Raw genomic sequence first — 25,555 nt, 5'->3', positions numbered from 1 at the left:
CGCAATTTTGCGCATGGGTGATTAGCTCAGTTGGTAGAGCGTCTGCCTTACAAGCAGAATGTCGGCGGTTCGACTCCGTCATCACCCACCAAGTTTCTTTTTCATTGTCTTTGACAGTGAATGCGCGGTGGTAGCTCAGTTGGTTAGAGTACCGGCCTGTCACGCCGGGGGTCGCGGGTTCGAGCCCCGTCCGCCGCGCCATTATTTAAAAATACTGATTTTTCAGTATCTCCCTTTTTCGGGTGATTAGCTCAGTTGGTAGAGCGTCTGCCTTACAAGCAGAATGTCGGCGGTTCGACTCCGTCATCACCCACCAACTTTCCTTTTCATTGTCTTTGACAGTGGATGCGCGGTGGTAGCTCAGTTGGTTAGAGTACCGGCCTGTCACGCCGGGGGTCGCGGGTTCGAGCCCCGTCCGCCGCGCCATCAAGTTAAAAATAAAAAATACCGGTTTTTACCGGTATTTTTTTCGTCTATACCCTATGCCTTTTCATAAAAAATCCAGCTATTTTAGATAAAATAAAACAGGACAACACAATAAAGCAGACATACGGTTTAAACCCTGAAAACCATCTATCTCAAGCTGATTCACACCAAACACTTATTCATCAAATCCCTAAATGATCTTTCAAAATAGACATAAATACTTGCCTCCTCTTCTTACACAAAGGCCGTCTGAAAACGTCAATACATTTTCAGACGGCCTTTTTTAGCTTATTAAGCCTGATACCTCATCACGCAGGAAGCTTTAGCATCAATCCAATGATCGCCACCGGGCTGAACGATTTTAGACACCAGCTTATCCAAATCACGTAAATAATCGGTTGATTTTTGACTGTTGATAATGACGACAACCACCAACGGCTTTTCGCCCAACCAATACCCAGCCAGTGCGCGGACATCTTTAAGCGTACCGGTTTTGAGGCGCAGGTTTTCACCGGGCTGTTTCAAGCGTGTTTTAAGCGTGCCGTCTTTACCGGCAATCGGCAGCGTACTGATAAACTCGTTTTTAAACGGGCTGAAGTAGGCTTTTTCCAACATTTGCGCCATCATTCGCGCATTGAGCCGTTCTACGCGGGACAGGCCTGAGCCGTTTTCCAACACCAGCCCTTCCGTATTGATACCGGCAACCTCCAGCTCGCTTTTTACGATAGACGCGGCCTTAGTCTGCGCCAGCTTGTAATCAGACATATTTCCGGCAAATTTAAGGAAAACTGAACGGGCAATCAGATTATTGGAATGCTTGTTCATATCGGTGAGGATATCGGCAAGCGGTTTGGATTGATGACTTGCCAAAATATGCGCGTCATGAGGCGCGACACCTGTCGTCAGGCCGTCTGAAACCGTACCGTCTTGTTGACGCCATTGGTTGACAAAACTTTTGCCGACAAATTCTTTCATGCTGTACATATTCAGATACAGCTCTTTGCCCAAGCAGCTTTCCGGCAGCTTACCCGATACGGTCAGCGTATTGTTTTTATAGGAAGTCTTCATGTGGTTTTTTAAAACACTGCACTTCCCTTCTTTATTCTCAAGCGTCAATTTGTTTTGAATGTTCAGATTCGGCAGCGGCGGGTTGGTACGGATGACCAAGCTTCCGTCTTCTTCTTTTTCAGCACGCAGTCCAACGGTTTTATACGCCAACATATTAGGATCGGGCGGCGTCATAAAGCTTTCGGCAGAATCGGAAGCAAAATCATCCGGATTCTTCACATCGCCCCACAGACTGCGGTCGAGTATCAGATGTCCGTCAATATGGCGTATGCCCTTATCGCGCATCTGTTGCTGCATTTGCACCAAATCATGCTGATCAAACACAGGATCGCCGCTCCCCACCCAATACACATTGCCTTTCAACGTATCGCCTTTGATTGGGCCGTTGGTTTTAAACTCAGTTTTCCAACGATAATCACCGCCCAACATACGAAACGCGGTAAACGCCGTTACCAGCTTCATGGTCGAAGCAGGATTGCGCAATTCATCGGCACGGTGTTCGGCAATCACCTTGCCACTGTCCAATTCCTGCACATAAACAGAAATCTCATTTTCAGGAATACGCCCGAAATCCAAAGCCCAAGACGGACAAACCGCCATCATCAGGCCGATTGACAAAATACTTTTCAACTTCATTATGTTACAAAAATCTTATAAATTCTTACGAGGTACTTAGGCCGTCTGAACGTTTCAGACGGCCTTTTATTTATTTCTGATGCGCTTTCAAACGTAAAGCAAACATGACGACCATAACACCGACAACCAAAGCGCAACCCATCGCCAAATGGATACCGTCCAGCATTGCCTGTTGCGGCATATCTGCACTGGAAAGTTTCTCGCCGATATTGGTCGCACCAACAAAAAACGCCGCGCCGATGGCACCGGCAATCGGGTTGATGGTGGTCAGAATCGCCGCGCCATGCGGATTGAGCGTTTTCGGCAACGCGTTCAGACCATGGGTTTCGCCGGTTACGCAAGCAGACACGGAAAGCGCCAACAGCGTAAACATCGCCGTCAACATCACCACTTGCGTATCAATCCGCAAAAACAGCCACAATACCGCCAACGACACCACCAGCATCACTGTTGCCGGCAAAACGACGAAGCAGCCGCCCTTTTTGTCCAACAATTTACCGAACAAAGGTGCGGCAACCGCTTGGGCAATACTGGCAGGCATCAGAATCAGACCGGTTGCCGTACCGGTCAGCATCAACACTTGCTGCGTGTACATCGGCACCATCAGTTCCAAGCCCAAGAACAGGAATATCGCACCGGCCAAAATCACAACGCAATATCTGAACTGTTTGTATTCAAAAGCACGAAGGTTCAACAACGGCGTAGCCAAACGGAACTGACGGTGCGCAAACCAACCCACCAGTACAACAGAAGCGGCAAAGAGCAGGATAAATTCCAGCAGCGGCATATGGGCAAAATTACTGCTCGCATAAACCAGCCCGCCAAATCCCGCAATCGACAGCACAGCCGACAACATATCGATTTTCGGACGGCTGATGTTGCTTAAATTGACTGTCAAATATTTGCCCACCAGCACCATCGCCGCCAGCATAAACGGCGCGGTAAAACCGAACAGCACACGCCAATGCGTATGGTCGATGATGATGCCCGACAGCGTCGGCCCCATTGCAGGCGCGGCGGTAAACATCATGGTAATCACACCCATCGCCGTTCCGCGCCTGTTGGGAGGGAAAATCGACAACACGCCGTTAAACAGAAGCGGGACAAAAAACGCGGCAGACACTGCCTGCACCATCCGACCGACCACCAATACGCCAAACGTCGGTGCAAACGCGCAAATCAGCGATCCTGCTAAAAACGTTGCCTGCGTAAACAGCACCATTTTGCGCGTTTCAAACCATTGAATCACGCCTGTCGTAATCGGCGTAAATGCCCCCATGACCAGCAGAAAACCCGTCGTCAGCCATTGAACCGTGGTCTTATCGACACCAAAATCTTTCATAATCGGCGTGAGCGCGACATTCAGCAGCGTGTCGTTGAGATAGCCGAAAAATGCGCCGATGAATAAAGTGGCGACAATGGTTTTAGCTGGAAAGTCGGGATTGTCGGCATAGTATTCGTGTGCCGTTGCGTCCTCTTGCGAATCAGAAGCGTGCATAATAATTTGAAATATCAGCGAAACCGTTATTTTAGCATAAACTATTTTGACAGGCCGTCTGAAACCTTGACCGCTTCCCCAGATAACACTAAAATTTAGAATTGTTTTCATTTTTATTATTAAACAGGAGAAAAACATGTCAAAGAAAGTCAGCATCTTGGTCGGCAGTCTGCGTAAAGGCTCGTTTGCACGAAAAATCGCACAAAACGTCATTTCCATGTTCCCCGAAGGCTACGAAGCGCAAATCGTCGAAATCGGCCATTTGCCTTTATACAACTTCGACTACGACGATCCTGCCGTTACCGACTTCCCTACTCCGTCCAGCTATACCGAGTTCCGCGAAACCATCAAAGCCTCGGCTGGCGTATTGTTCGTGACTTCCGAAAACAACCGTACCGTACCGGCCTGCCTGAAAAACGCCATCGACATCGGCTCCAAACCCAATGCCGATGTTGCCTGGAAAAAAACACCTGCCGGCATCATCAGTCATTCTGTCGGTAAAATGGGCGGTTATAGCGCGCAAAAAAATCTGCGCCTTGCCCTTTCGTATTTCGATATGCCGTTGACCGGCCAGCCGGAAGTATTCCTCGGCAACTCGCCCACCCTGTTTGACGACAACGGCCAACTCATCGAATCAGCGCGCGGCTTTGTTCAAGGCTATATCGACCAACTGGTTGCCTTGATTGAAAAAAACCCTAAATAATCGGAATTGAAGCATACAGGCCGTCTGAAAAACGAAATTTCAGACGGCCTCATCTTTTGTTTTTCGACAGTTCCTAAATTTTTACTAATTGAGTGCAGTTATAATCACTATCCACCCATCCTCCGGAGAACTTCCATGCGCGTATTATTGGTTGAAGACGATGCCATGATTGCCCAAGCCGTCAGTGCCAACCTGAAAGACACCGGCTACGCTGTCGATTGGGTCAGTCGCGGTTCGGAAGTTGCCGCAGCAGTGGCTGCGCAAGCATACGATTTGCTGCTCTTGGATTTGGGTTTGCCCGGCAAAGACGGTTTGGACGTATTGGCGCAAATCCGCAACGGCGGCTGTACCGTTCCTGTCTTAATCGTGACCGCGCGCGACGATTTGCACAGCCGCCTCAACGGCCTAGACGGCGGCGCAGACGACTACATCGTCAAACCCTTCGACATGGCGGAACTGCAAGCCCGTATGCGCGCCGTATTGCGCCGACACGGCGGACAGGCGCAAACGCTGCTGAGCAACGGCATCATCACGCTCAACCCTTCCACCCATCAGGCGGAAGTAGTCGGGCAGGAACAGGCCATCATGCTCAGCAACAAAGAATTTGCCGTCCTCCAAGCCCTGCTGCTGCGTCCGGGCATGATTTTGTCGCGCAGCGATTTGGAAGACAAAATCTACGGCTGGGGCGAAGAAGTCGAAAGCAACGCCGTTGACTTCCTGATTCACGCCTTACGCAAAAAACTCGGCAAAGAAGCGATTCAAAACGTCCGCGGGGTCGGCTGGCTGGTTGCACAAAACAATCAGGCCGTCTGAAAAACCACAACAACATCAACACACAAACCATGCAACGCCTTATCCACACCATCAAACAATCCCTGCAAGTCCGGATCAGCCTTGCCCTGATCTGTATGCTCCTGCCCCTCTCCATTCTTGCAGGCATATTTTCATATTACGATACTTATCACGAGACCCAAGAGGTTCAAGACGACCTGTTGCGCCAAGTCGCGAACTATCTCGACCCGAGCGATGCCGATGACGAGAAACACTCTCTCGACAACGACAACAAGATTTCCGTTCAATTTCCCAATACGCCCAACCCCATTGTCAGCCTGCCTGAGCAGATTTCAGACGGCCTGCACACCATTCAGGCCGATGACGATGACGATTACTACCGCGTTTATACCCGCAACACCAAGCAAGGCCGCATTGCCGTCATGCAGGAAAGCGACTACCGCGAAGAGCTGGCCGAAATGGCCGCCGTGCAGAGCATCCTTCCTATGCTCCTCGCCCTGCCCCTGATTATCCTGCTTACCGTCTGGATTACCCATCGCGCCATGCGTTCCATCAAAACCCTGTCCAACGATTTGGAACAGCGCCAAATCAACGACCTCTCGCCGATGGACACGCAAGACATTCCCAGCGAAATCCAAGGCTTTGTCGTCGCCATTAACAACCTGTTGCAGCGTACCGACGAAAACGTCCGCCAACAGCAACGCTTTATCGCCGATGCCGCACACGAATTGCGCAGCCCCATGACCGCCCTTTCCCTTCAGGCAGAGCGGCTCAACAATATGCAGCTGTCCGCCGAAGCGCGCGAGCAGTCCGCCCTGTTGCAACAAAGCATACAGCGCAACCGTCACCTGCTCGAGCAACTCCTTTCCCTCGCACGCGCCCAAGCGCCCGAAACCCAACGCCCCAAAACCCTGATCAACCTGCAAAACCAGTTCCGCCGCGTCTTGCAGGAACTCATGCCGCTGGCGCTGGCCAAAGGTCAAGACATCGGCGTCGCCGTCGAAAACGACTGCCAAATCCACGCCGATGACACCGAAATCTACACCCTCATCAAAACCTTTACCGACAACGCCATCCGCTATACTCCCAAAGGCGGCCGCATCGATTTGGGCTTTGACGAAACCGCCGAATACCTCAACATCTGGGTGGAAGACAACGGCCCCGGCATTCCCCCAAGCGAACGCCAACGCGTTATCGACCCTTTCTACCGTATTCTCGGCACCGAACAACAAGGCACCGGACTTGGCCTGTCCATCGCAGACACCATTGTCAAACGCCATCAAGGCCGTCTGAAACTGGCCGACAGCCGACGCTTTGACAGCGGCTTGTTGATTATTGCCGAGTTGGATAAAAAGATGCTTTAAATAATTGACCCGCCCAAATTGGTTTATCTAGCTTTAATCCGATAAATGAAAACGTTTTAAAACCAAAGGCCGTCTGAAAATGACTTTCAGACGGCCTTTTTATATTTTGAAGCAAACCTACTTCATTCCTCACAAATACGGTTGCAAGGTTTGGCGGAGGATTTCCATATCGGTAATTTCGGTAATATTGGCTTTGCCCAAGTATTCCAAACCGACAAAACGCATGATGCCGCTGCTGACTTTTTTGTCGTGGCTCATGTGTTCAATCCATTTTTCAAAGGAGAAAACGGGCGGCGCAGACGGGAGGGAAGCGGCTTCCATTAAAGCGGCAATGCGGTCGGTGTCGGCCTGTCGGGTTTTGCCCAAGATTTGCGACAAACGGGAAGCGAGGACGCAACCGGCGGCAACGGCTTCTCCGTGCAGCCATACGCCGTAGCCCATTTCGGCTTCGATGGCATGGCCGAAAGTGTGGCCGAGATTAAGCCATGCGCGGATGCCCTGCTCGGTTTCGTCTTGGGCAACAATATCGGCCTTCATTTTGCAGCAATGGTAAACGGCTTCCGCCATTTTTTCTTGATGTTGCGCCATCAGGTCGGCCATATTTTCTTCCAACCAGGCAAAAAATTCGGCATCGCCCAATGCGCCGTATTTGATGACTTCGGCCATGCCTGCGGAAAGTTCGCGTTGCGGCAGCGTTTGCAAGGCGGTCAAATCGGCCAAAACGGCTTGCGGCTGGTAAAACGCGCCAATCATGTTTTTACCGAGCGGATGGTTGATGGCGGTTTTACCGCCGACCGAGGAATCGACCTGGCTGAGCAATGTGGTCGGTACTTGGATAAAAGGTGCGCCACGCTGATAAGTCGCCGCGGCAAAACCGACCATATCGCCTATCACGCCGCCACCCAAAGCGATTAAAGTGGTTTTGCGTTCGGCACGGTTTTGCATCAGGCCATCGTAAATCAGGTTGAGCGTCTGCCAGTTTTTATATTCTTCGCCGTCGGGAAGGATAATGCTGAAATGCGGCACGCCCAGTCTGTCTAAGGCCGTCTGAAGCTGTTTGAGATAAAGCGGCGCAACGGTTTCGTTGGTAATGATGGCTGCTTTTTTACCTAGATAGGGCTGAAGCAGCATATCGGCCTGCTCAATCAGCTTATGCCCGATAAAGATGGGGTATTGATGGGACGGGGTTTGGACAGTCAGTGTGCGCATAGTATTCCTTTGCAAAGCGTATTTATTCGCCTAAAGCCTGTATCAGGCGTTTGAGCGTTTTGTGACAGCTGTCGGATTCGATGACGAGATGGGCGGTTTGACGGTACAGCATATCGCGTTGGTCATACAGCTCTTGCAGTTTGCCCAAAGGATTGGCAACTTGCAACAGCGGCCGGTTGCTGTCGTAACGGGTACGCTCCAGCAAGGTTTCGGGGCTGGCATGCAAATAAACAACCGTGCCGTTTTGGCACAAAATCTGTCTGTTTTCACTGCGTAATACGGAGCCGCCACCGGTCGATAAAACGATGTTGCGCCGGGAAGCGAGCTTCTTCAGCATATTGGTTTCACGGTTGCGGAAGCCTTCCTCCCCTTCCATCTCAAAAATGGTCGGAATGGATACGCCCGAAGAAGCGCAGATTTCGTAGTCGCTGTCGTAAAACGGGCATTCAAACATTTGGGCAAGCTGCTTGCCCAAAGTGGTTTTGCCCGCGCCCATCAGCCCGATTAAGATTAAATTGCCGTTGATTTTTTCCATGTGGGTCATTTTATACGATATGGTGGTTTCGTGGAAAAGTTCGTCGTTTTTCAGACGGCCTTTTCATCTCAGGCCGTCTGAAAACGAAAACAGGCATACCTTTGCAGATATGCCTGTTTGTCATTCTAAAATCAATAACGCAGATTGTTACCCACATTATCCATAATGCGCGGCGTGATGAAGATCAACAGCTCACGGCGGTTTTCACGTTTGCCGCGTGATTTGAACAGATTGCCGACAACAGGAATATCGCCCAAAACAGGGACTTTGTTCACTGCATTGGTGCTTTCTTCCTCATAAATACCGCCGACAATCAGCGTACCGCCATCTTCAACCATGGCTTGGGTATTCAAGTGTTTGGTGTTGATACACTTGGTTGTCAGAGAATCCACGGTACAGTCGATCGGGGTATCGCGATTAATCTTCACAGTCATGATGATTTGACCGTCAGGCGTAATATTCGGCGTTACGGTCAAGCCCAAAACGGCTTTCTTGAAGGTAATCGAAGTCGCACCGCTGGAAGAAGCCTCTTGATAAGGAATTTCCGTACCGGATTCAATTTTGGCTTCTTTGCGGTCTTGTGTCAGCACGCGCGGATTGGAAATGGTTTTGCTCTTACCTTGTTCTTCAGACGCGCTGATTTCCAAACCCAATGCACCGGATGAGAACGCACGCACCAGCGCAATGCTGTTGACTGCGGCTGCGGTCGGCAGACTGACGTTCGGATCCAAAGTCCATGTGCGGTAGCCTACGTCGCCACGGTTAAATGAGGCATTGGTATTGTAGTTGGTTTGTGCATTGCTCCAGTTGCTACCCCATGCGTTACGGCCACTTGCACCACCGGAACCGAATTTAACGCCCAAGTTGCGGAAGAAGGTATCTTCTGCTTCCACAATGCGCGCTTCCACCATCACTTGACGGGTTGGAACGTCCAATTCATCAATCAGTTTGCGGAATTTCTCAATCACGCCGCGGTTGTCGGTCACGATCAGCGTATTGGTGGCCGGATCGATTAAGGCGCTGCCTCGGTTGCTCAACAGAGTGTTGCGGGTATTGGAATTATTGCTGTCGTATTCTTCCAAACGCAGAATTTTGCGGAATTCTTCCACGTTTTTGTATTTCAACTGGAAGGTTTGAGAATACAGCGGGCCCAATTCGGCAATCTCTTTTTCCGCCTGCAAGAAGGCTTTGTCTTTTGCCAACAATTCATCGCGAGGTGCGATATTGATGATGTTGCCTTGACGGCGCATATCCAAATTGCGCGCCTGCATGACCAAGTCTAAAGCCTGATCCCAAGGCACATCTTTCAAGGACAGGGTCATGGTGCCTTTGACGGTATCGCTGGCAACAATATTCACGCCGGACTCTTTCGCCAAAATCTGCAAAATGGTACGGACTTCTACATCTTGGAAGTCCAAGGAAATTTTACGGCCTTTAAACGATTTGTTTGCATTTTGGTTCAAGCCGCCGGATTCGGTATTGGCGGCTTTAGGCGATACTTCAAATACAAAACGGCCGGAAGAGGCTTTGGTATTAATGTCCCAATTCGCATTACTGTTGCGGATAATGAGCTGGGTAGAATTGCCGATACGTTTAAGCGTAACGTTTTGTACAGGCGTATTGAAGTCAGCCACATCCAAACTGCGTTGCGCTTGTGTCGGCAGCGTATGGTTTTTCAAGGTTACAACCACGCGATCGCGCTGCTGTTTAATGTCCGGCTGTCCGCTGAAACCTGGGGCAGACAATTCAATAATGCCGGAATTGCGTGCACCTTTGCGAAAATCGATATTGGCTGCTGAAACAGCTTGATAAGTCTGAGCAGCGCGCGCGGTAGACGGCGTAACCGCACGTTCATTTGCAACGGCTGCATTGGTTTGGTCAGTAGATTCGTTTACAAATACCCAAACTTCGTTGCCGCGAATCTCAGTATTGTATTGGCTGATTTTGTTCAAACCCAAAACCACGCGTGCGCGGTCATTGTTTTGTGCCGCAGTAATTTGATTCAGCAATGGATCGGCATATTCCAAAACAGGCTGAGGCAAACGGATATTGGTGTTGGCAAAATCCAATGCGATACGCGCCGGAGTAGATGTTACAAAACCATGAGGTGTAGTGACGTCTTTGTCGAAACGGATTTTGATAATTTTTTGGTTGTCAGGCAAAGTGGAAACGTTGATATCGGTAATATTGCCTGCAAAGGCCGTCTGAACAGCGAGGGCAACGCTGAAGCCGGCAAATAATTTTGTCATGTGCTTGGTTTTCATAATTGAGTGAGACCCCTAAATTAATTTGAGTTCGAACTATCTGAGCTATTGGAAGAATCCGCCTCTTTACTGCTCAATGGCAATTCGGCCTTCCGGTACACCCAGTTGCCGTAGCTGTCTTCAACTTGCTCGGTCAGGATAATTTTATCTTCGGTAATACTTTGGATTCTGCCGTAATTCTGACCGATGTAGTTTCCGGGATAAACGGTATAAACATGGTCGTTGACCTTGATAAATCCGGAAACTTTGCCGCCGCTTTGCAGCGTTCCGACAAAGGCCATATTTTCCAAACTGAAGGCTTCCAATGTTTCTTTCGGACGGTTCACATCCGGCGCATTACCGCCTTTAGGGGCAGTGTCCAAACGGCGGGAATCAAACGCATTCATGCCTTTAAAGTTCGGCGGGCTATACGGCTTAGGCAATGTAACCGTCGGCTCTTCAAACGGAATAATCTTGGATTTTGCTTCCTGACGGGTTTGCGTCATCCATTGAGTCAAATCTTCATAGCTTTGCGTACAGGCTGCCAAGGGAAGAAGACTTAAGAGTAAGATGATTTTTTTCATGATTTCCCTATTCTTTTATTTTTGCTCATTCTCGGCAGGTTTGCCTTCTTCTTGTGCCTGTTGCGCAGCCAATTCGGCAGCAATCTCTTCGGCCGGACGTGCTTTGTAAGTCGTCGCAATCGCACTCAATGTCAACTCGCCTTTATTACCTTTGCCTTCTTTGTCCTCGCCTGCGTTCACGAGTTTTAAAGAATCTAACGTAATAATGCGCGACAAATCGCCTACATCACGGGTAAATTGGCTGATCTGAGAGTATTTGCCTGTGATGGAAATCTGATACGGCAGTTTTTGAATCGGACCATCGTTTTCAGGTTGGAGCGGTGCAACGCTGTCCAAACGCAATCCGTTGGTTGAACCTGCCTGATGCAATTCTTGAATCAGGTTCGGAATTTCTGCGTCGGTCGGCAATTGTTTCAACAAAACGTCGAATGCAGAACGGATCGAAGCCAATTCGGCCTTCAGATTATTCAAGCTTGCTGCCTGAATGCTTTTACGCGTAAAGGTTTCCTTCAGCTCTTCCTCTTTAGCTTCCTGCGTATTCAGGGTTTCAATCTGATCTTTAAATACGCCGGCATAGCCCAAAGCCAACATACCGACAATCAATAAACCTGCCAGCAAAAGTTTTGAAGGCATATTGAGCAGGTACAGGTTTTGTACGTCCAATTGTTTTAAGTTTTTAGATGCCATTATTGAGCCTCCGGAGCAGGTTCGGCCACAGGTTCGGCCATTTCACCGCTGCTTTGGGCAGTCGGTGCAGGAGCCGGCGTATTCACTTGGTTGATTGAAGATTTCAAAGTAAATTCTTGGTAGTTATCTACTTTTTTAATACTCAACAATTCAGGCTGCAAGAAAATACCTGTACTCGGCAGGGAGCGCATCATAACGGCAATTTTATTGTCGCTGATGGCATGACCGCTGATTTTATAGCTGGTCGGGCTTTCGGCTTCCAACGCGGTCAAATAAGTATTATCGGGCGTAAGCGCATTCAAAGAATCAAGGATATAAGCCGCTTGATAGCGTTTTTCCTGCAACTCTTCAACTTTCAGCTTCTTGGCCAAGAAGGCTTCTTTTTCTTGCTGAAGTTTATCGATTTCGCCTAATTCTCTATCAAGTCTGTCGATTTCGGTTTGCAGGAAGTTGTTGCGGCCTTCTTGATTGCGGATGGCGCTGTCAATACCAAGATAGGTAGCGGCTGCCAAGCCCAAACCCACTGCAAAAGCACCAAGCATCAATATTTTGAATTGCTGCTGCTTGCGCTGTTTAATCTCTTCCCGATACGGAAGAAGGTTGATTCTGGTTAATTCGATCATGTTCTCAAAGTCCCCTTAATGCCAATCCGAACGCCAAGGTCAGTGACGGCGCATCAATTTGAAGCTGCGGCAATTCTACTTTTGCACTGCGTTCCACATATGAAATCGGATGCAGATATTCTGTTGCCGTATTGGTTTGCGAGAAAATGCTTTCTGCCAAACCTGCCTGCTGTGCGGTAAAGCCTGTCAGCAGGATGTGTTTGATATTGGCGAAAGAATCAGTGGCCTGCGTGGTATAGTAAAATTGCAAAACACGCTGAACTTCTTGCGCAACCTGTACATTAAAACGGTCGGCAATCTGAGACTGGTAGTCGGAAGGCTTGTTTTGAGAAGCCATCATTTGCGCGGCTTTTTCTTCCGTCACCTGATAAGTCCGCTGAATCAGCTGATTGAGCTGCTCTGTGCTGACCGGCGTTTCTTGTTTGTAAAGAATACGGCCGTTTTGCAGAATCAAGGCATACATTTGCGTCGCATGAATGCCGAACACGGCAACTTTTTCCTCTGCCATTTCGGGAGCATGCGTATTTATCCAATGAACAAAGGCATTGCGTTGCGCCAGCAAGTCTAAATCCAAAGCGGACAAAGGCAAGCCCGCATTCTCAAACATTTCAATGCGCGGCTCGACATCGTCTTTTTTGGCAGCAACAGCTAAAACATGCTGGCCTGAACCGACTTCTTCGGCTTGAAAGTCGTAGTTCATTTCTTCAATAGGCGCAAATTGGCCGACTTCCGCTTCGACAAACTCTTCCAAGTCCAAATCGGTATCACGCGGGTTGTAAATAATTTGCTCGACTGTCGCCAAGTTTTGTGGCACGGCTGCAACAATATTTTTGCAAGAACTGCGTAATTGTGCGTAAGTATGCTGGATGTAGGTAGCAAGCTGATCGTAGTCTTGAATTTTGTTGCCTTTGACAATATTTTTAGGCAATTTGGTAATAACGTATTTTTCCAGCTGAATTTGGTTTAAACTACGGCCTGTCAGTTGTACCATCTTAATGGCATGTTGGCTGATATCGACACCGATGGCAGAGCGGTTGTTCAATCCACTAGAAGCCTTGCCTGTTTTGGTATCTTTCGTGCTTTTAAATAAGCGCATGATTTGACTTCCCTGTATCATTTAGGAGTGAGTAACTGTTTCGTTATCCGTAAAGGACTTCTTATTCTTTGCACAGTATTGACTGTGGCTGATAGAAATCGTTTCCCATTTTACTTTATTTATCGCCATTAATGGCAAATTATTACTTAGTCATGATTAAAAAGATTATAACGACCTGCCTGGGTCTCTTATTGGGACTGGCTCTTTTCGGCGTGGGGCTGATTGCAATTGCAATTTTGGTCACCTATCCGAAACTGCCGTCTTTGGACACTTTACAACACTACAAACCCAAAATGCCGCTGACGATTTATTCTTCAGACGGCCAAGTGATTGGCGTTTACGGCGAGCAACGGCGTGAATTCACCAAAATCGGTGACTTTCCCAAAGTTTTGAAAAATGCCGTGATTGCCGCCGAAGACAAACGCTTCTACGACCACTGGGGCGTGGACGTTTGGGGTGTGGCGCGCGCCGCGATCGGCAACGTCATGGCCGGCGGCGTCCAATCCGGTGCCAGTACGATTACGCAACAGGTTGCTAAAAACTTCTACCTGAGCAGCGAGCGTTCGTTCACCCGTAAATTCAACGAAGCCCTGTTGGCCTACAAAATCGAGCAGTCTTTGAGCAAAGACAAGATTTTGGAGCTGTACTTCAACCAAATCTATTTGGGTCAACGCGCTTATGGTTTTGCATCTGCAGCCCAAATTTATTTCAACAAAAATGTTAACGAGTTAACATTGGCCGAAGCCGCCATGTTGGCCGGCTTGCCTAAAGCACCTTCTGCCTACAACCCGATTGTGAACCCTGAGCGTGCCAAACTGCGTCAGGCTTATATTCTGAACAATATGCTGGAAGAAGGCATGATTACCCTGCAGCAACGCGATCAGGCTTTGAAAGAAGAGTTGCATTACGAGCGTTTTGTACAAAACATCGATCAAAGCGCCCTGTACGTTGCCGAAATGGTACGTCAAGAGCTGTTTGAGAAATACGGCGAAGATGCCTACACTCAAGGCTTTAAGGTATATACCACTGTCGACACTGCACACCAGCGCGTGGCCACCGAAGCCCTGCGCAAAGTTCTGCGCAACTTCGACCGCGGCAGCAGCTACCGCGGTGCAGAAAACTACATCGACCTGAGCAAAAGCGACAACGTAGAAGAAACCGTCAGCCAATATCTTTCTACGCTTTACACCGTTGATAAAATGATTCCGGCGGTTGTATTGGAAGCCTCACGCAAAGGTGTACAGATTCAGTTGCCAAGCGGCCGTAAAGTGACGCTGAACAGCCACGCTTTAGGCTTTGCCGCCCGTGCCGTCAACAACGAAAAAATGGGCGAAGACCGCATCCGCCGCGGCTCCGTCATCCGCGTTAAAGGCAGCGGCGATACCTTTACCGTCGTTCAAGAGCCTTTGCTGCAAGGCGCATTGGTGTCTTTAGATGCGAAAACCGGTGCAGTCCGCGCATTGGTCGGCGGCTACGACTACCACAGCAAAACCTTCAACCGCGCAACTCAAGCCATGCGCCAACCCGGCTCTACGTTTAAACCGTTTGTTTATTCCGCCGCTTTGGCAAAAGGCATGACTGCCTCCACCATGATTAACGATGCGCCGATTTCCCTGCCGGGCAAAGGTGCAAACGGCAAAGTGTGGAACCCGAAAAATTCAGACGGCCGCTATTCCGGTTACATCACGCTGCGCCAGGCTTTGACCGCTTCGAAAAACATGGTGTCCATCCGCATCCTGATGTCTATCGGCATCGGCTACGCGCAACAATACATCCAACGCTTCGGCTTCAAGCCGTCTGAAATCCCTGCTAGCCTGTCTATGGCTTTGGGTACAGGCGAAACCACACCGTTGCGTATTGCAGAAGGTTACAGCGTCTTTGCCAACGGCGGTTACAAAGTATCTGCCCACGTCATCGACAAAATCTACGACAGCCAAGGCCGTCTGAGAGCGCAAATGCAACCTTTGGTAGCCGGTGAGAACGCACCTCAGGCCATTGACCCGCGCAACGCCTACATCATGTACAAAATCATGCAAGACGTTGTCCGTGTCGGTACCGCACGCGGTGCAGCCGCACTCGGCCGCGCCGACATCGCCGGTAAAACCGGTACCACCAACGACAACAAAGACGCATGGTTTGTCGGCTTCAACCCTAGCGTTGTGACTGCCGTCTATATCGGCTTTGACAAACCGCGCAGCATGGGTCGTGCAGGTTACGGTGGTACAATCGCCGTACCGGTTTGGGTAGAATACATGCGCTTCGCCCTGAAAGGCACCAGCGTCAAACCGATGAAAGCACCTGAAGGCGTGGTTACAAACGGCGGCGAAGTGTATATGCGCGAACGCATGACCACCAGCTCCGACCTGGCCTTGGACAACAGCGGCGTTGCTCCGCGTCCTGCCCATCGTGCCGTTCCGAATGAAAACCGCCGCCGTACCGAGAGCGGCAATGCGCCAGCCCGTGAAGAATTAGACGAAACCCCAGTTCTGCCAAGCAATACCGGCAACAATAACAGACAACAACTGGACTCTCTGTTCTAACAAATCAAGGCCGTCTGAAACGTTCAGACGGCCTTTTTTGAGAAAATTCAAAGCAAAACCATGATTGATTTACACTGCCATTCAACCGTTTCAGACGGCATGCTTTCCCCAACCGAAGTCGTCCGACTCGCCCTTCAAAACGGTTGCACCCTGCTCGCCCTGACCGACCACGACCATACCGGCGGACTTGCCGAAGCACGTGCCGAAGCCGATACCCTCGGCCTCCCCTTCGTCAACGGCGTGGAAATATCCGTCACTTGGCGCGGCCGCACCATCCACATTGTCGGTTTGGACTTTGACGAACACAACGAAGCCCTGCAAAACCTGCTTGCCGAAGTCCGCAAAGGCCGTCTAAAACGATTGGAAGCCATCGCGGCCAAACTGGAGAAAAAAGGCATAACAGGCTCGTATGAAGGCGCGCTGGCATTGGCCGCCAACAAAGAAATGGCCAGCCGTACCCACATTGCCGAATTCCTCATTCGCGAAGGCCATGTTAAAAACAAACAGCAGGCATTTACCAAATATCTGGGCGACGGCAAATCCTGTTCCGTCAGACATGAATGGGCCACACTGGAAGACTGCGTAGTCGCGATTACAGGCGCGGGCGGCATGGCCATTATCGCCCACCCGATGCGCTATGAATTATCCGCCACCGCCAAACGAAACCTCTTTCAAGAATTTAAAAATCTCGGCGGCGCAGGAATTGAAGTGCACAGCGGCAACTGCTGCAAAAACGACCGCCTCAACTATGCCCTGCTTGCCGACCGCTTCGACTTTCTCGCCAGCGCAGGCAGCGACTTCCACCGCCTCAACGACTTCAGCGGCGGCATACTCGGCGCCTGTCCCGACTTACCCGAACAATGCCGCCCGGTCTGGGAACACTTTAAGGCCGTCTGAATTTTTGACAGCAATTTTTCAGACGGCCCGCCAAGTATGAGATAGTTATAAACATATCACACTCTACATATTGAAACTGCCTGCCCGATACACCATAATGACCCTATAAATACCCGAAAAAAAAGGTTAACGCCATGTGCCAACTGCTCGGCATGAATTGCAACACTCCCACAGACATCATGTTTTCTTTTGAAGGCTTCCGCCGCCGTGGCGGCATTACCGATCACCACGCCGACGGCTTCGGTATCGGCTTTTTCGAAGGCAAAGGCGTGCGCTTGTTTCACGACGACAAACCCAGCGCCAACTCACCTGTTGCCGACTTGGTACGCGCCTATCAGATCAAATCTGAAAACGTGGTCGCCCATATCCGCAAGGCCTCACAAGGCCAGACCTCATTGGCGAACACTCATCCCTTCATGCGCGAGATGTGGGGTGAATATTGGCTGTTTGCACACAACGGCCATTTGATTGATTTTTTTCCCGAGCAGGAAGAGTTTTACCACGCGGTCGGCACGACCGATTCCGAACGCGCGTTCTGCTTTATCCTCAACCGCCTGCGCAGTCGCTTTGCCACCAAACCCGAACCTGAAGTTTTGTTTGACGCCATTGCCGGCCTGACCCATGAAATCCGCCGCCACGGTTTGTTCAACTTTGTGATGTCCAACGGCGACTGCCTGTTTGCCCATGCCAGTACCTTGCTGCACTACATCGTGCGCAAAGCCCCGTTTGGCAAAGCACGCCTGCTGGACGACGACGTGATGGTCGATTTTTCCAAAGTGACCACACCAAACGATAAGGTCTCCGTCATCGCCACCCTGCCCCTGACGCGCGATGAAACTTGGTCGCAGTTGGCAGTCAATGAATTGGTGATGTTTCAAGACGGCGATATCGTCCGCAGCGACCGCCCCGAAAATCCGGTTTATATGAGTGCGGAAGAAGGTTTGGAAATCGCCCGCGCCGTCGGCGTATCGGTTTAACGGTTGATTGACTGCAAAACTCAAGGCCGTCTGAAAAGCCCAACTTCACTCAAGTTGCCCTTTCAGACGGCCTTTTTATACTTAATCCAGCGAAAAGCCTTTACTATACGAAAATAGCGCAATCCGCTACAATAATAGTTCACAAACAATAAATTCAATTGCTTAGCGACCTTGCCGAGCGTATGACAAGGAAACCCGATGAAGTGCCCGTTTTGCCAACACCCCAACACACAAGTAACCGACTCGCGATGGCTGGAAGACACCAACAGCATCCGTCGCCGTCGCAAATGCTTGGAATGCGGTCAACGCTTCAGCACCTTTGAAACCGTTGAAATGCGGATGCCGCAAATCATCAAATCCGACAGCACACGGGTTCCCTTCAATCCGCACAAACTGCAGACCAGCCTTGAGCGCGCGCTGCACAAACGCCCTGTTACGCAAGAACAAATCGATGAAACCGTTGCCCTTATCGAGCAACGCCTCTACCGTTTGGGCAAAAAAGAAGTCGCTTCGCACATCGTCGGCGAAATGGCGATGGAAGAGCTGGCAAAAATCGACCAAGTCGCTTATGTCCGCTTCGCGTCTGTCTATAAAAGCTTTAAAGACGTTTCCGAATTCACCCAAGTCATCGCCGAATGCAAAGCCAAATAAGGCCGTCTGAAACCATGTTTTCCGCACTTGATACCCAAATGATGCAAACCGCCCTCGAGCTGGCCAAGCTTGGGCGGTTTTCTACTTCCCCCAATCCCCGCGTCGGTTGCGTGATTGCACACGGCACACAAATCGTCGGACAAGGTTTCCACGTCAAAGCAGGCGAGCCGCACGCTGAAGTTCACGCATTGAGGCAGGCCGGAGCGGCGGCAAAAGGCGCAACAGCCTATGTCACGCTGGAACCTTGCAGCCATTACGGCCGCACACCGCCATGTGCCGAAGCGCTCATTCATTCCGGCGTAACGCGCGTGGTCGCCGCTATGACCGACCCTAACCCATTGGTCGCAGGCAAAGGCTTGTCTATGCTGGAAGCTGCCGGAATCCGTACAGAAAGCGGTTTGCTGGAAGCGCAGGCGCGCGAGCTCAACCGCGGTTTCCTGTCGCGTATCGAACGTGGCAGACCATTTGTCCGCCTCAAATGTGCCGCCAGTTTGGACGGTAAAACCGCCCTTTCAGACGGCCGCAGCTTTTGGATTACCGGCAAAGCAGCGCGCGAAGACGTACAAATTCTCCGCGCCGAAAGTTGCGCCGTTTTGACCGGTATCGGTACCGTACTTGCCGACAACCCGAAACTCAACATCCGCAGCTTCCCTACCCTGCGCCAACCTGCGCGTATCGTCTTGGACAGCCGGCTGCAAATCCCTTTGGACTGCCACCTCGTGACCGATACCGAAAGCCCGACCGTTATCGTTACCCTTTCCTCAGACGAACAACGTTTGCAGGCGCTGGGTAAATTTGAACATATCCGCATCATCAGGCCGTCTGAACACATCAATGGCCGCATCAATCTTCTTTCCCTCATGCCGCAACTGGCAGAGCTTGGCTTTGGCGAAGTTCTGGTAGAAGCCGGCTCAACACTTGCCTCAGCCTTCCTGAAGGATGACTTGGTGGATGAAATCGTCCTCTACCAAGCGCCGAAACTATTGGGCGCAGGCAAACCTCTATTCTCCCTCCCTGAAAATCCGGCCGCCCTACTTTCAGACGGCTCTTGGCAAAGTCAATCGGTAGAAATCATCGGGCAGGACATTAAATGGGTTCTACGGAAAAAATCCGTCTAGTTGCCTCAGCTTGATAATTAAACCATTTTCAATAGAATCTATCTATCATTTGCATAGCAATAAATGTGTTTTTTTCATCGAAATATTATAATGACTACAACGTATTCCAACTTAAAACTTTGACTTGTGTTAACTATCCTTAAGCTGATTGTCGACAAATTTTCCTTTTTTTCATCACGAAAGAATGAATTATTAAGATAAGTTAAGCCATGAAAATTTATTAAAATTTTTTATTCTAGAAGGGTTTTAAACGGCATAAACGGTAGTTTAATTTCATGAACCATGCATTTGACAAAGAGATATTTAAAATTAAAACATTTAGTTGAGTGTAATTTCTAAAAATTCAATATTCAAAAATACCTTTTTCATACCTTACAGGCCGTCTGAACGACCGTTAAACTTTTTTGATTGAGACGAATCAGATAAGTGCTTATGATTTCGTCTAATGTAATTATAAGTATGGTTTTAAGGCTTCACACGATACGGCAGCCGGCTATGGCTATGCGGTTGCAGCAAACAACTCAGGCTTCGGGAAAACACTCCCGATTTACTCATTCATTAAACGAAAGACATCATGAAAAACGTTACGATACAAAAATTTGCCGATAAGACCGCAAAAATCGGCATCGTTGGCTTAGGCTACGTCGGTTTACCACTGATGTTGCGCTATGTGGATATCGGTTACCAAGTTTTGGGTTTCGACATTGACACCAACAAAGTCGACAAGCTCAACAAAGGCGAAAGCTACATTGAGCATATCCCTTCCGACAAAATTGCCGCTGCTTCCAACAGCCTGTTTGAAGCAACGACCGACTTCTCCCGCATCGGCGAAGTAGAAGCCGTCATTTTGTGCGTACCGACTCCGCTGAACAAATACCGTGAGCCGGACATGAGCTTTGTGATTGACACTACCGATGCGGTAAAACCTTACCTGCGCGCCGGTCAAGTGCTGTCTTTAGAATCCACCACCTACCCCGGTACTACCGAAGAAGAATTGCTGCCACGCATGGAAGAAGGCGGCTTGAAAGTCGGTCAAGACGTATTCTTGGTTTACTCTCCTGAGCGTGAAGACCCGGGCAACCCTAACTTTGAAACCCGTACCATTCCAAAAGTCATCGGCGGCCATACCCCAGCGTGTTTGGAAGTCGGCCTTGCGCTGTACCAACCTGCCATCGATAAAGTTGTTCCAGTAAGCTCCACCAAAGCTGCCGAGCTGACCAAACTTCTGGAAAACATCCACCGCGCCGTAAACATCGGCTTGGTGAACGAGATGAAAATCGTTGCCGACAAAATGGGCATCGACATTCACGAAGTCATCAATGCCGCTGCAACCAAACCGTTCGGCTTCGTTGCTTATTATCCAGGCCCTGGATTGGGCGGCCACTGTATCCCTATCGACCCGTTCTACCTGACTTGGAAAGCACGAGAATACGGTGTAAACACCCGTTTCATCGAGCTGGCTGGCGAAGTGAACTCCCACATGCCCGACTACGTTATCGAAAAAGTCGGCCTGGCTTTGAATGACCACAACCGTTCTATCAAAGACAGCAAAATCTTGGTATTGGGTATCGCCTACAAGAAAAACGTGGACGATATGCGTGAAAGCCCGTCTGTGGAAGTGATGGACCGCCTGCACAAACTGGGCGCAGTGGTTTCCTACTCTGACCCGCACGTTCCAGAGTTCCCACATATCCCCGGCCACCACTACTTCGACCTGAAGAGCGAAGCGCTGACCCCTGAAACTGTCGCTCAATACGACTGCGTGGTTCTGACCACCGATCACGACAAATTCGACTATGACATGATCACCGAACATGCCAAGCTGATTGTCGATACTCGCGGCAAATTCCCAGTGAAAAATCCTAAAGTCATCAAAGCATAATCTTGCTTCAGACGCATCCGGCTGCCACCGGTTTCCCCGACTGGGACGGCGGCCGGTTTCCCAAGGCCATTTGTTTTTCAGACGGCCTTGGCAAACCGGCAACGGTAACAACGCATCTCTTACGAAAAACGCTCAGCTCGAACTTCTGGCCGTCTGAAAACAAATAATATGAACGCGAAAAAAATCCTCGGCTACGCATTGGGCCCGATAGGAAGCGCCGCTTTCGGCCTGCTTTCCCTGCCGCTCATCTCATGGTACTTCCCTGCGGAAGACATCGGCCGTATCGTACTCTTGCAGACCATTGCCGGACTGAGCATTCTGCTCTTGGGCTTGGGGCTGGACCAATCCTATATTCGCGACTATTACGCCGTTAAAGACAAGGCCGCGCTGTTCAAATCCGTTTTTTTATCGCCATTGATTCTGACGGTGGCGGTTGTGGTTTTAGTGTTGCTGATAAACGCATCATGGCCGTCTGAAATCATTTTCGACATCCCCAGTGCGAATTTGGGGATTCTCTTCCTGATTTTCTTAGCCACCACGCTGATTATCCGTTTTTTAGCCTTGATTTTGCGGATGAAAGAGCAGGCATTGGCTTTTTCCGTCAGCCAGCTTGCGCCGAAATTCTTGATTTTGGTGTTGGTTTTTGCCGTGATTGCTTCCGGCTTGCCTGCCAATACTACTTCGCTGGTTTTTGCCTACACCGCAGCCCAAGTGCTGACTGTTTTACTGTTGATCTATCAACTGCGCCGAGATCTGCAAGCCGTTTCCCATGCGAAATGGTCGTCCGAGCTGCATCGGGACGGCCTGCGCTACGGCCTGCCGCTGGCATTCGGCAACTTGGCCTATTGGGGCCTGACTTCGATTGACCGCTTTGTCCTCAAAAACATCTCTGGCTTGGACGAGTTGGGCATTTATTCGATGGCGGTCAGCTTTGGCGCCGTCGCCTTGATTTTCCAAAGCGTGTTCTCCACCATTTGGGCGCCTTTGGTGTTCAAATGGGTAGAAGAAAAAAACAATCTGGACAAAATCGGCGACATCACGCTTTCCATGACCGTCCTCATCAGCGCAATGATTTGCCTCATCGGGATTTTCTCGCCGATGGCGACCTGGATACTGCCGGAAAAATACACGCAGGTTCAATTTATCCTGCTCTCGTGTATGCTCTTCCCCCTGTTTTACACGCTGACCGAAGTCAGCGGCATCGGTTTGAACGTCGTCCGCTCGACTTGGCTGATTACTGTCATCAACATCGTTGCCTTTATCGCCAATACCGCCCTACTCTATCTGTTGGTACCGAAATTTGGTGCAAAAGGTGCAGCTATGGCCAGCGCAACGGCTTTTTGGCTGTTTTTCATCTTGAAAACCGAATTCTCTTCACGCCTGTGGCAGCCTTTGCCGCGCCTGAAGATTTATACCAACTCAACGCTCTGCCTGATAATCTGCCTTGCCTACACTTGGCTGGGTACACGCGACAACTATATTTGGTTTGCGCTGGCATGGGCAGTCGGACTGGGTTTCCTGTTCCTAAAATACAAACACGCACTATTTGCCGCGACCGAAAAAATCAAAGCCAAATTAAACCGTTCGGCAAAATAGCCAACCTGAGATTCACGTCTCTACGATAACAACAGAACGACTATGAAAATAAAACGTCTGAACTTATACACTTACATCCTATACATCATGCTCGCAGCCTATATGCTGGGGCCCGCGCTGTCCTTTAAGGTCGGCGTACCGCGTATTGATAACCCGCTGACCCTGATATTTGTACTGCTTGGTTTTGTCGTATTTTTTCTGGAAAGCAAGCATATTCCGCGCAAGATTTTTGCCATGCTCTGCGCCCTGACTGCCATGTGCATCTGGCCTGCCATCCACATGGGCATTACGTCGCTGACGCCGACGCAGTACATGGATATTTTGTTTTTTATGGCGGTTCCGGCTTTCTTCTACTTGTTTTACCAAGTATTGAAGCGCGCCGACGACCCTTTGAGGACGATTCAGAAGTTCCTCGTCGTATTTACGCTGTTTATCGCCGTGCCGCCGTTTGCAGAGCTGGCCACCGGTATTCAGTTTGTGAGTGCCAGCGATGAGTTGGCTATTGATGAAGGCTCGCTCAAAGGCTTGTTCTTTAACCCGAACAACCTTGCCGCTACCGCAGTCTGCCTTGCGCCTGCCATTTTGTTTTTCTTCCAACTCCAAGGACGGAAACACAAAGAAAAACTGCTGGGCTGGGGCTTGTTCCTGCTGTTGGGCATGGCCATTTTCGCTAGCGTATCGCGTACCGCCATCGGCTGTTACCTGTTAATTTTGCTGGTTTATACGGCCTATCGCAAAAACGGTTTTATTACGGTCGGCGTAGCAGGTTTGCTGGCGTTGGTGTTGTCGATGATTCCGTCACGCGCGATTGCGGAATTTTTGCTGTCGCTCAACGGCAACCAGTTTTTGGAACGCTTTTCCAGCCGCGTGTACCTCTTCCTGTACGACTTGGGCAGCGACAACTCCGTGTCCTACCGTCAGGAGATTTACAACTACTTCTGGAACAATCCGCCCCTGCTGCTGACCGGCTACGGCCCTAAAAACTTCCGCGAATATTTCGGCGGCCATTTGAGCGGCAGCTTGGGCTTTGAAAACCCGCACAGCTTCATCATCGAGCTGTATCTGGGTTTCGGCATGATTTCCCTGCTCGGCTTTATTGCCTTTGTGGCGTGTTATTTCCTCTACACCGCCTCAAACCGCGCAGTAACCGGCAAATCGCGCGTTTTGGCTTGGGTTGCCTTGGGCATTTTCCTGCTGGCCGGTTTTATTCCGTCCACCATTTTGCGTATGCCGTTTATCTGGCTGCCCTGCCTGCTGATTTTTATTTACAGCGTATTTGTTGCGCCCAAGCTGAAAGATATGGCCGCTTACGCATACAACGAAACACTATACGATACGAAGAAACCATCATGAAAATCATCCTGACTACCTCCATGTCCGGCCTCGGTGGCACTGAAAACGCCACTTTCCGCCTCGGCCGCCTGCTCAAACAACGCGGACACGATATCGTATTGGCCTCTTCAGACGGCCCTTTGATTCAGGAAGCGCAAGCATTGGGCATCCGTTGGCAGCCGATTGATTTTTACCAAGGCGGTCTTTTGGGTTACATCAAAGGCATGTTTGCCTACATGAAACTGCTGAAAAAAGAGAAACCCGATGTGATTCACTGCCAAATGGCGCGTATCGTTCCGGCCTGCGCCATTGCGGCCAAGTTTGCCTCACCAAAAACCAAAGTGTTCTACCACGCGCGCGGCCTTGATCCGGAAACTTATCCGAAAATTGCCAAGCTTTTCGACAAGCTGGGCGTATACATCATCGGCAACTGCAAACACGAACGCGAAAAACTCATCCGTTACGGTTTCCCTGCCAACCGCATCACCTACACTTACAACGCCCTGCACAAAGCGGATTACGTTCCTGAAAAAACAGTCAAAGACTATGTCCAACTGGGCACGCTTTCCCGTTTGGACACCGTCCGCGCCGTGCATTTAATGCTGGATATTTTGAAGAAAATGGTTGACCGCGGTATGCCTGTACGCCTCAACGTTGCAGGCATCGGCGAAGAAATGGACAACCTCAAAGCCCAAGCCAAACGTTTGGGCATCGAAGACAAAGTTACCTTCCTCGGCGGCGTCCGCGACTTGACCGGCTACTTCAAAGAAGTCGATATTTTGGTGAACACGCCGCATTGCGTGGGCGACCACGGTGCAGGCGTCGGCAACAATATTTTGGAAGCCGGCCTTTACGACACACCTGTCGTGACCTACAACATGGCGGGCATTTCCGAAATGGTCATCACCGGCCAAACCGGCTACTGCATTCCTTTCGGCGATGACGAAGCGTTTATCGAAGCCGTCGATACACTCATCAAGCATCCAGAGCTGCGCGGTCAAATGGGCAAAGCCCTGCACAAACACGTCGAAACTTTATGCTCCGACGACGAAATCTACCGCACCACCATGGCTGCGTACGAAATGTAAGGCCGTCTGA

At 50.1% G+C, this 25,555-nt stretch carries 21 protein-coding genes and 4 tRNA genes; 16 read left to right on the top strand and 9 right to left on the bottom strand.

All coding sequences use genetic code 11. The annotated features are described in order from the left end of the window. Nucleotides 1-15 precede the first annotated feature (15 nt). The 4 genes from ACTHTK_RS06745 (at nucleotide 16) to ACTHTK_RS06730 (ending at nucleotide 426) form a co-directional block, all read left to right on the top strand. Nucleotides 16-91 (top strand) — tRNA-Val (locus ACTHTK_RS06745). A 33-nt stretch (nucleotides 92-124) separates the two neighbouring features. Continuing rightward, nucleotides 125-201: transfer RNA gene (locus ACTHTK_RS06740), tRNA-Asp, on the top strand. 39 nt (nucleotides 202-240) lie between these two features. Then, nucleotides 241-316 (top strand) — tRNA-Val (locus ACTHTK_RS06735). 33 nt (nucleotides 317-349) lie between these two features. After that, nucleotides 350-426 (top strand) — tRNA-Asp (locus ACTHTK_RS06730). 291 nt (nucleotides 427-717) lie between these two features. Here ACTHTK_RS06730 and dacB read toward each other — a convergent pair. After that, nucleotides 718-2,130, bottom strand: a complete 1,413-nt coding sequence (dacB, locus tag ACTHTK_RS06725) for a D-alanyl-D-alanine carboxypeptidase/D-alanyl-D-alanine endopeptidase (RefSeq protein WP_107724041.1) — start codon at nucleotides 2,128-2,130, stop codon at nucleotides 718-720. 70 nt (nucleotides 2,131-2,200) lie between these two features. Then, nucleotides 2,201-3,628 (bottom strand): MFS transporter, encoded by a 1,428-nt coding sequence (locus ACTHTK_RS06720; protein ID WP_107724040.1) that lies wholly within the window; start codon nucleotides 3,626-3,628, stop codon nucleotides 2,201-2,203. Nucleotides 3,629-3,764: 136 nt separating this feature from the next. Between ACTHTK_RS06720 and ACTHTK_RS06715 the strand changes: the two genes are divergently transcribed. The 3 genes from ACTHTK_RS06715 to ACTHTK_RS06705 all read left to right on the top strand — a co-directional run bounded on the left by ACTHTK_RS06715 (nucleotide 3,765) and on the right by ACTHTK_RS06705 (nucleotide 6,487). After that, nucleotides 3,765-4,331: an NADPH-dependent FMN reductase gene (locus tag ACTHTK_RS06715; protein WP_049328898.1), complete on the top strand. Its 567-nt coding sequence runs from the start codon at nucleotides 3,765-3,767 to the stop codon at nucleotides 4,329-4,331. 135 nt (nucleotides 4,332-4,466) lie between these two features. Next, complete coding sequence (locus tag ACTHTK_RS06710) at nucleotides 4,467-5,144, top strand: response regulator (RefSeq protein WP_070460434.1); 678 nt, start codon at nucleotides 4,467-4,469, stop codon at nucleotides 5,142-5,144. A 29-nt stretch (nucleotides 5,145-5,173) separates the two neighbouring features. Further along, nucleotides 5,174-6,487 carry a sensor histidine kinase gene (locus ACTHTK_RS06705; protein ID WP_107724038.1) on the top strand — a complete coding sequence of 438 codons (1,314 nt, stop codon included), beginning with the start codon at nucleotides 5,174-5,176 and terminating at the stop codon, nucleotides 6,485-6,487. A gap of 129 nt (nucleotides 6,488-6,616) precedes the next feature. Here the strand turns inward: ACTHTK_RS06705 and aroB are convergent, their stop codons facing one another. From aroB to pilM, 7 genes are all read right to left on the bottom strand, one after another. After that, nucleotides 6,617-7,696, bottom strand: coding sequence for a 3-dehydroquinate synthase (gene aroB / locus ACTHTK_RS06700; protein WP_070503951.1), 1,080 nt, complete (start codon nucleotides 7,694-7,696; stop codon nucleotides 6,617-6,619). A gap of 22 nt (nucleotides 7,697-7,718) precedes the next feature. Next, nucleotides 7,719-8,240 carry a shikimate kinase gene (locus tag ACTHTK_RS06695; protein WP_083296575.1) on the bottom strand — a complete coding sequence of 174 codons (522 nt, stop codon included), beginning with the start codon at nucleotides 8,238-8,240 and terminating at the stop codon, nucleotides 7,719-7,721. Between the two features lie 122 nt (nucleotides 8,241-8,362). After that, nucleotides 8,363-10,495: a type IV pilus secretin PilQ gene (gene pilQ / locus ACTHTK_RS06690; RefSeq protein ID WP_107724037.1), complete on the bottom strand. Its 2,133-nt coding sequence runs from the start codon at nucleotides 10,493-10,495 to the stop codon at nucleotides 8,363-8,365. 20 nt (nucleotides 10,496-10,515) lie between these two features. After that, complete coding sequence (locus tag ACTHTK_RS06685) at nucleotides 10,516-11,058, bottom strand: pilus assembly protein PilP (RefSeq protein WP_003684527.1); 543 nt, start codon at nucleotides 11,056-11,058, stop codon at nucleotides 10,516-10,518. A 15-nt stretch (nucleotides 11,059-11,073) separates the two neighbouring features. Further along, the gene (locus ACTHTK_RS06680) at nucleotides 11,074-11,745 is read right to left on the bottom strand and encodes a type 4a pilus biogenesis protein PilO (RefSeq protein WP_107724036.1); all 672 of its coding nucleotides are present in this window, start codon (nucleotides 11,743-11,745) and stop codon (nucleotides 11,074-11,076) included. Next, nucleotides 11,745-12,368, bottom strand: coding sequence for a PilN domain-containing protein (locus tag ACTHTK_RS06675; RefSeq protein ID WP_107724035.1), 624 nt, complete (start codon nucleotides 12,366-12,368; stop codon nucleotides 11,745-11,747). The genes ACTHTK_RS06680 and ACTHTK_RS06675 overlap by 1 nt, the downstream gene beginning before the upstream one ends. Before the next feature lie 4 nt (nucleotides 12,369-12,372). Then, nucleotides 12,373-13,464 carry a type IV pilus assembly protein PilM gene (gene pilM, locus ACTHTK_RS06670; RefSeq protein ID WP_199903875.1) on the bottom strand — a complete coding sequence of 364 codons (1,092 nt, stop codon included), beginning with the start codon at nucleotides 13,462-13,464 and terminating at the stop codon, nucleotides 12,373-12,375. A 152-nt stretch (nucleotides 13,465-13,616) separates the two neighbouring features. Between pilM and ACTHTK_RS06665 the strand changes: the two genes are divergently transcribed. The 9 genes from ACTHTK_RS06665 (at nucleotide 13,617) to ACTHTK_RS06625 (ending at nucleotide 25,545) form a co-directional block, all read left to right on the top strand. After that, a complete protein-coding gene (locus ACTHTK_RS06665; protein WP_049344279.1) occupies nucleotides 13,617-16,004 on the top strand; it encodes a penicillin-binding protein 1A in 2,388 nt (795 codons plus the stop codon). Between the two features lie 60 nt (nucleotides 16,005-16,064). Continuing rightward, a complete protein-coding gene (locus ACTHTK_RS06660; RefSeq protein WP_440378524.1) occupies nucleotides 16,065-16,901 on the top strand; it encodes a PHP domain-containing protein in 837 nt (278 codons plus the stop codon). Between the two features lie 134 nt (nucleotides 16,902-17,035). Beyond that, a complete protein-coding gene (locus ACTHTK_RS06655) occupies nucleotides 17,036-17,878 on the top strand; it encodes a class II glutamine amidotransferase (protein WP_308111612.1) in 843 nt (280 codons plus the stop codon). Nucleotides 17,879-18,076: 198 nt separating this feature from the next. Further along, nucleotides 18,077-18,529, top strand: coding sequence for a transcriptional regulator NrdR (gene nrdR / locus ACTHTK_RS06650; protein ID WP_049350756.1), 453 nt, complete (start codon nucleotides 18,077-18,079; stop codon nucleotides 18,527-18,529). Between the two features lie 14 nt (nucleotides 18,530-18,543). Next, nucleotides 18,544-19,647, top strand: coding sequence for a bifunctional diaminohydroxyphosphoribosylaminopyrimidine deaminase/5-amino-6-(5-phosphoribosylamino)uracil reductase RibD (gene ribD / locus ACTHTK_RS06645; RefSeq protein ID WP_440378523.1), 1,104 nt, complete (start codon nucleotides 18,544-18,546; stop codon nucleotides 19,645-19,647). A gap of 574 nt (nucleotides 19,648-20,221) precedes the next feature. After that, nucleotides 20,222-21,529, top strand: a complete 1,308-nt coding sequence (locus ACTHTK_RS06640) for a nucleotide sugar dehydrogenase (protein ID WP_070460459.1) — start codon at nucleotides 20,222-20,224, stop codon at nucleotides 21,527-21,529. A gap of 168 nt (nucleotides 21,530-21,697) precedes the next feature. After that, entirely contained in the window at nucleotides 21,698-23,125 is a 1,428-nt protein-coding gene (locus ACTHTK_RS06635) for an oligosaccharide flippase family protein (RefSeq protein ID WP_107724029.1), read from the top strand. Between the two features lie 42 nt (nucleotides 23,126-23,167). Next, entirely contained in the window at nucleotides 23,168-24,478 is a 1,311-nt protein-coding gene (locus ACTHTK_RS06630) for an O-antigen ligase family protein (RefSeq protein ID WP_049322610.1), read from the top strand. After that, nucleotides 24,475-25,545, top strand: a complete 1,071-nt coding sequence (locus tag ACTHTK_RS06625; RefSeq protein WP_004520868.1) for a glycosyltransferase family 4 protein — start codon at nucleotides 24,475-24,477, stop codon at nucleotides 25,543-25,545. Before ACTHTK_RS06630 ends, ACTHTK_RS06625 begins: the two co-directional genes overlap by 4 nt. The last annotated feature ends 10 nt before the right edge of the window (nucleotides 25,546-25,555 follow it).

Source organism: Neisseria sp. P0006.S009, from assembly GCF_051962915.1.
In the GTDB taxonomy this organism is placed as follows: domain Bacteria; phylum Pseudomonadota; class Gammaproteobacteria; order Burkholderiales; family Neisseriaceae; genus Neisseria; species Neisseria subflava_E.
Note: the sequence above shows the minus strand (reverse complement) of the source record. Positions and strands in the feature narration are given on the sequence as shown.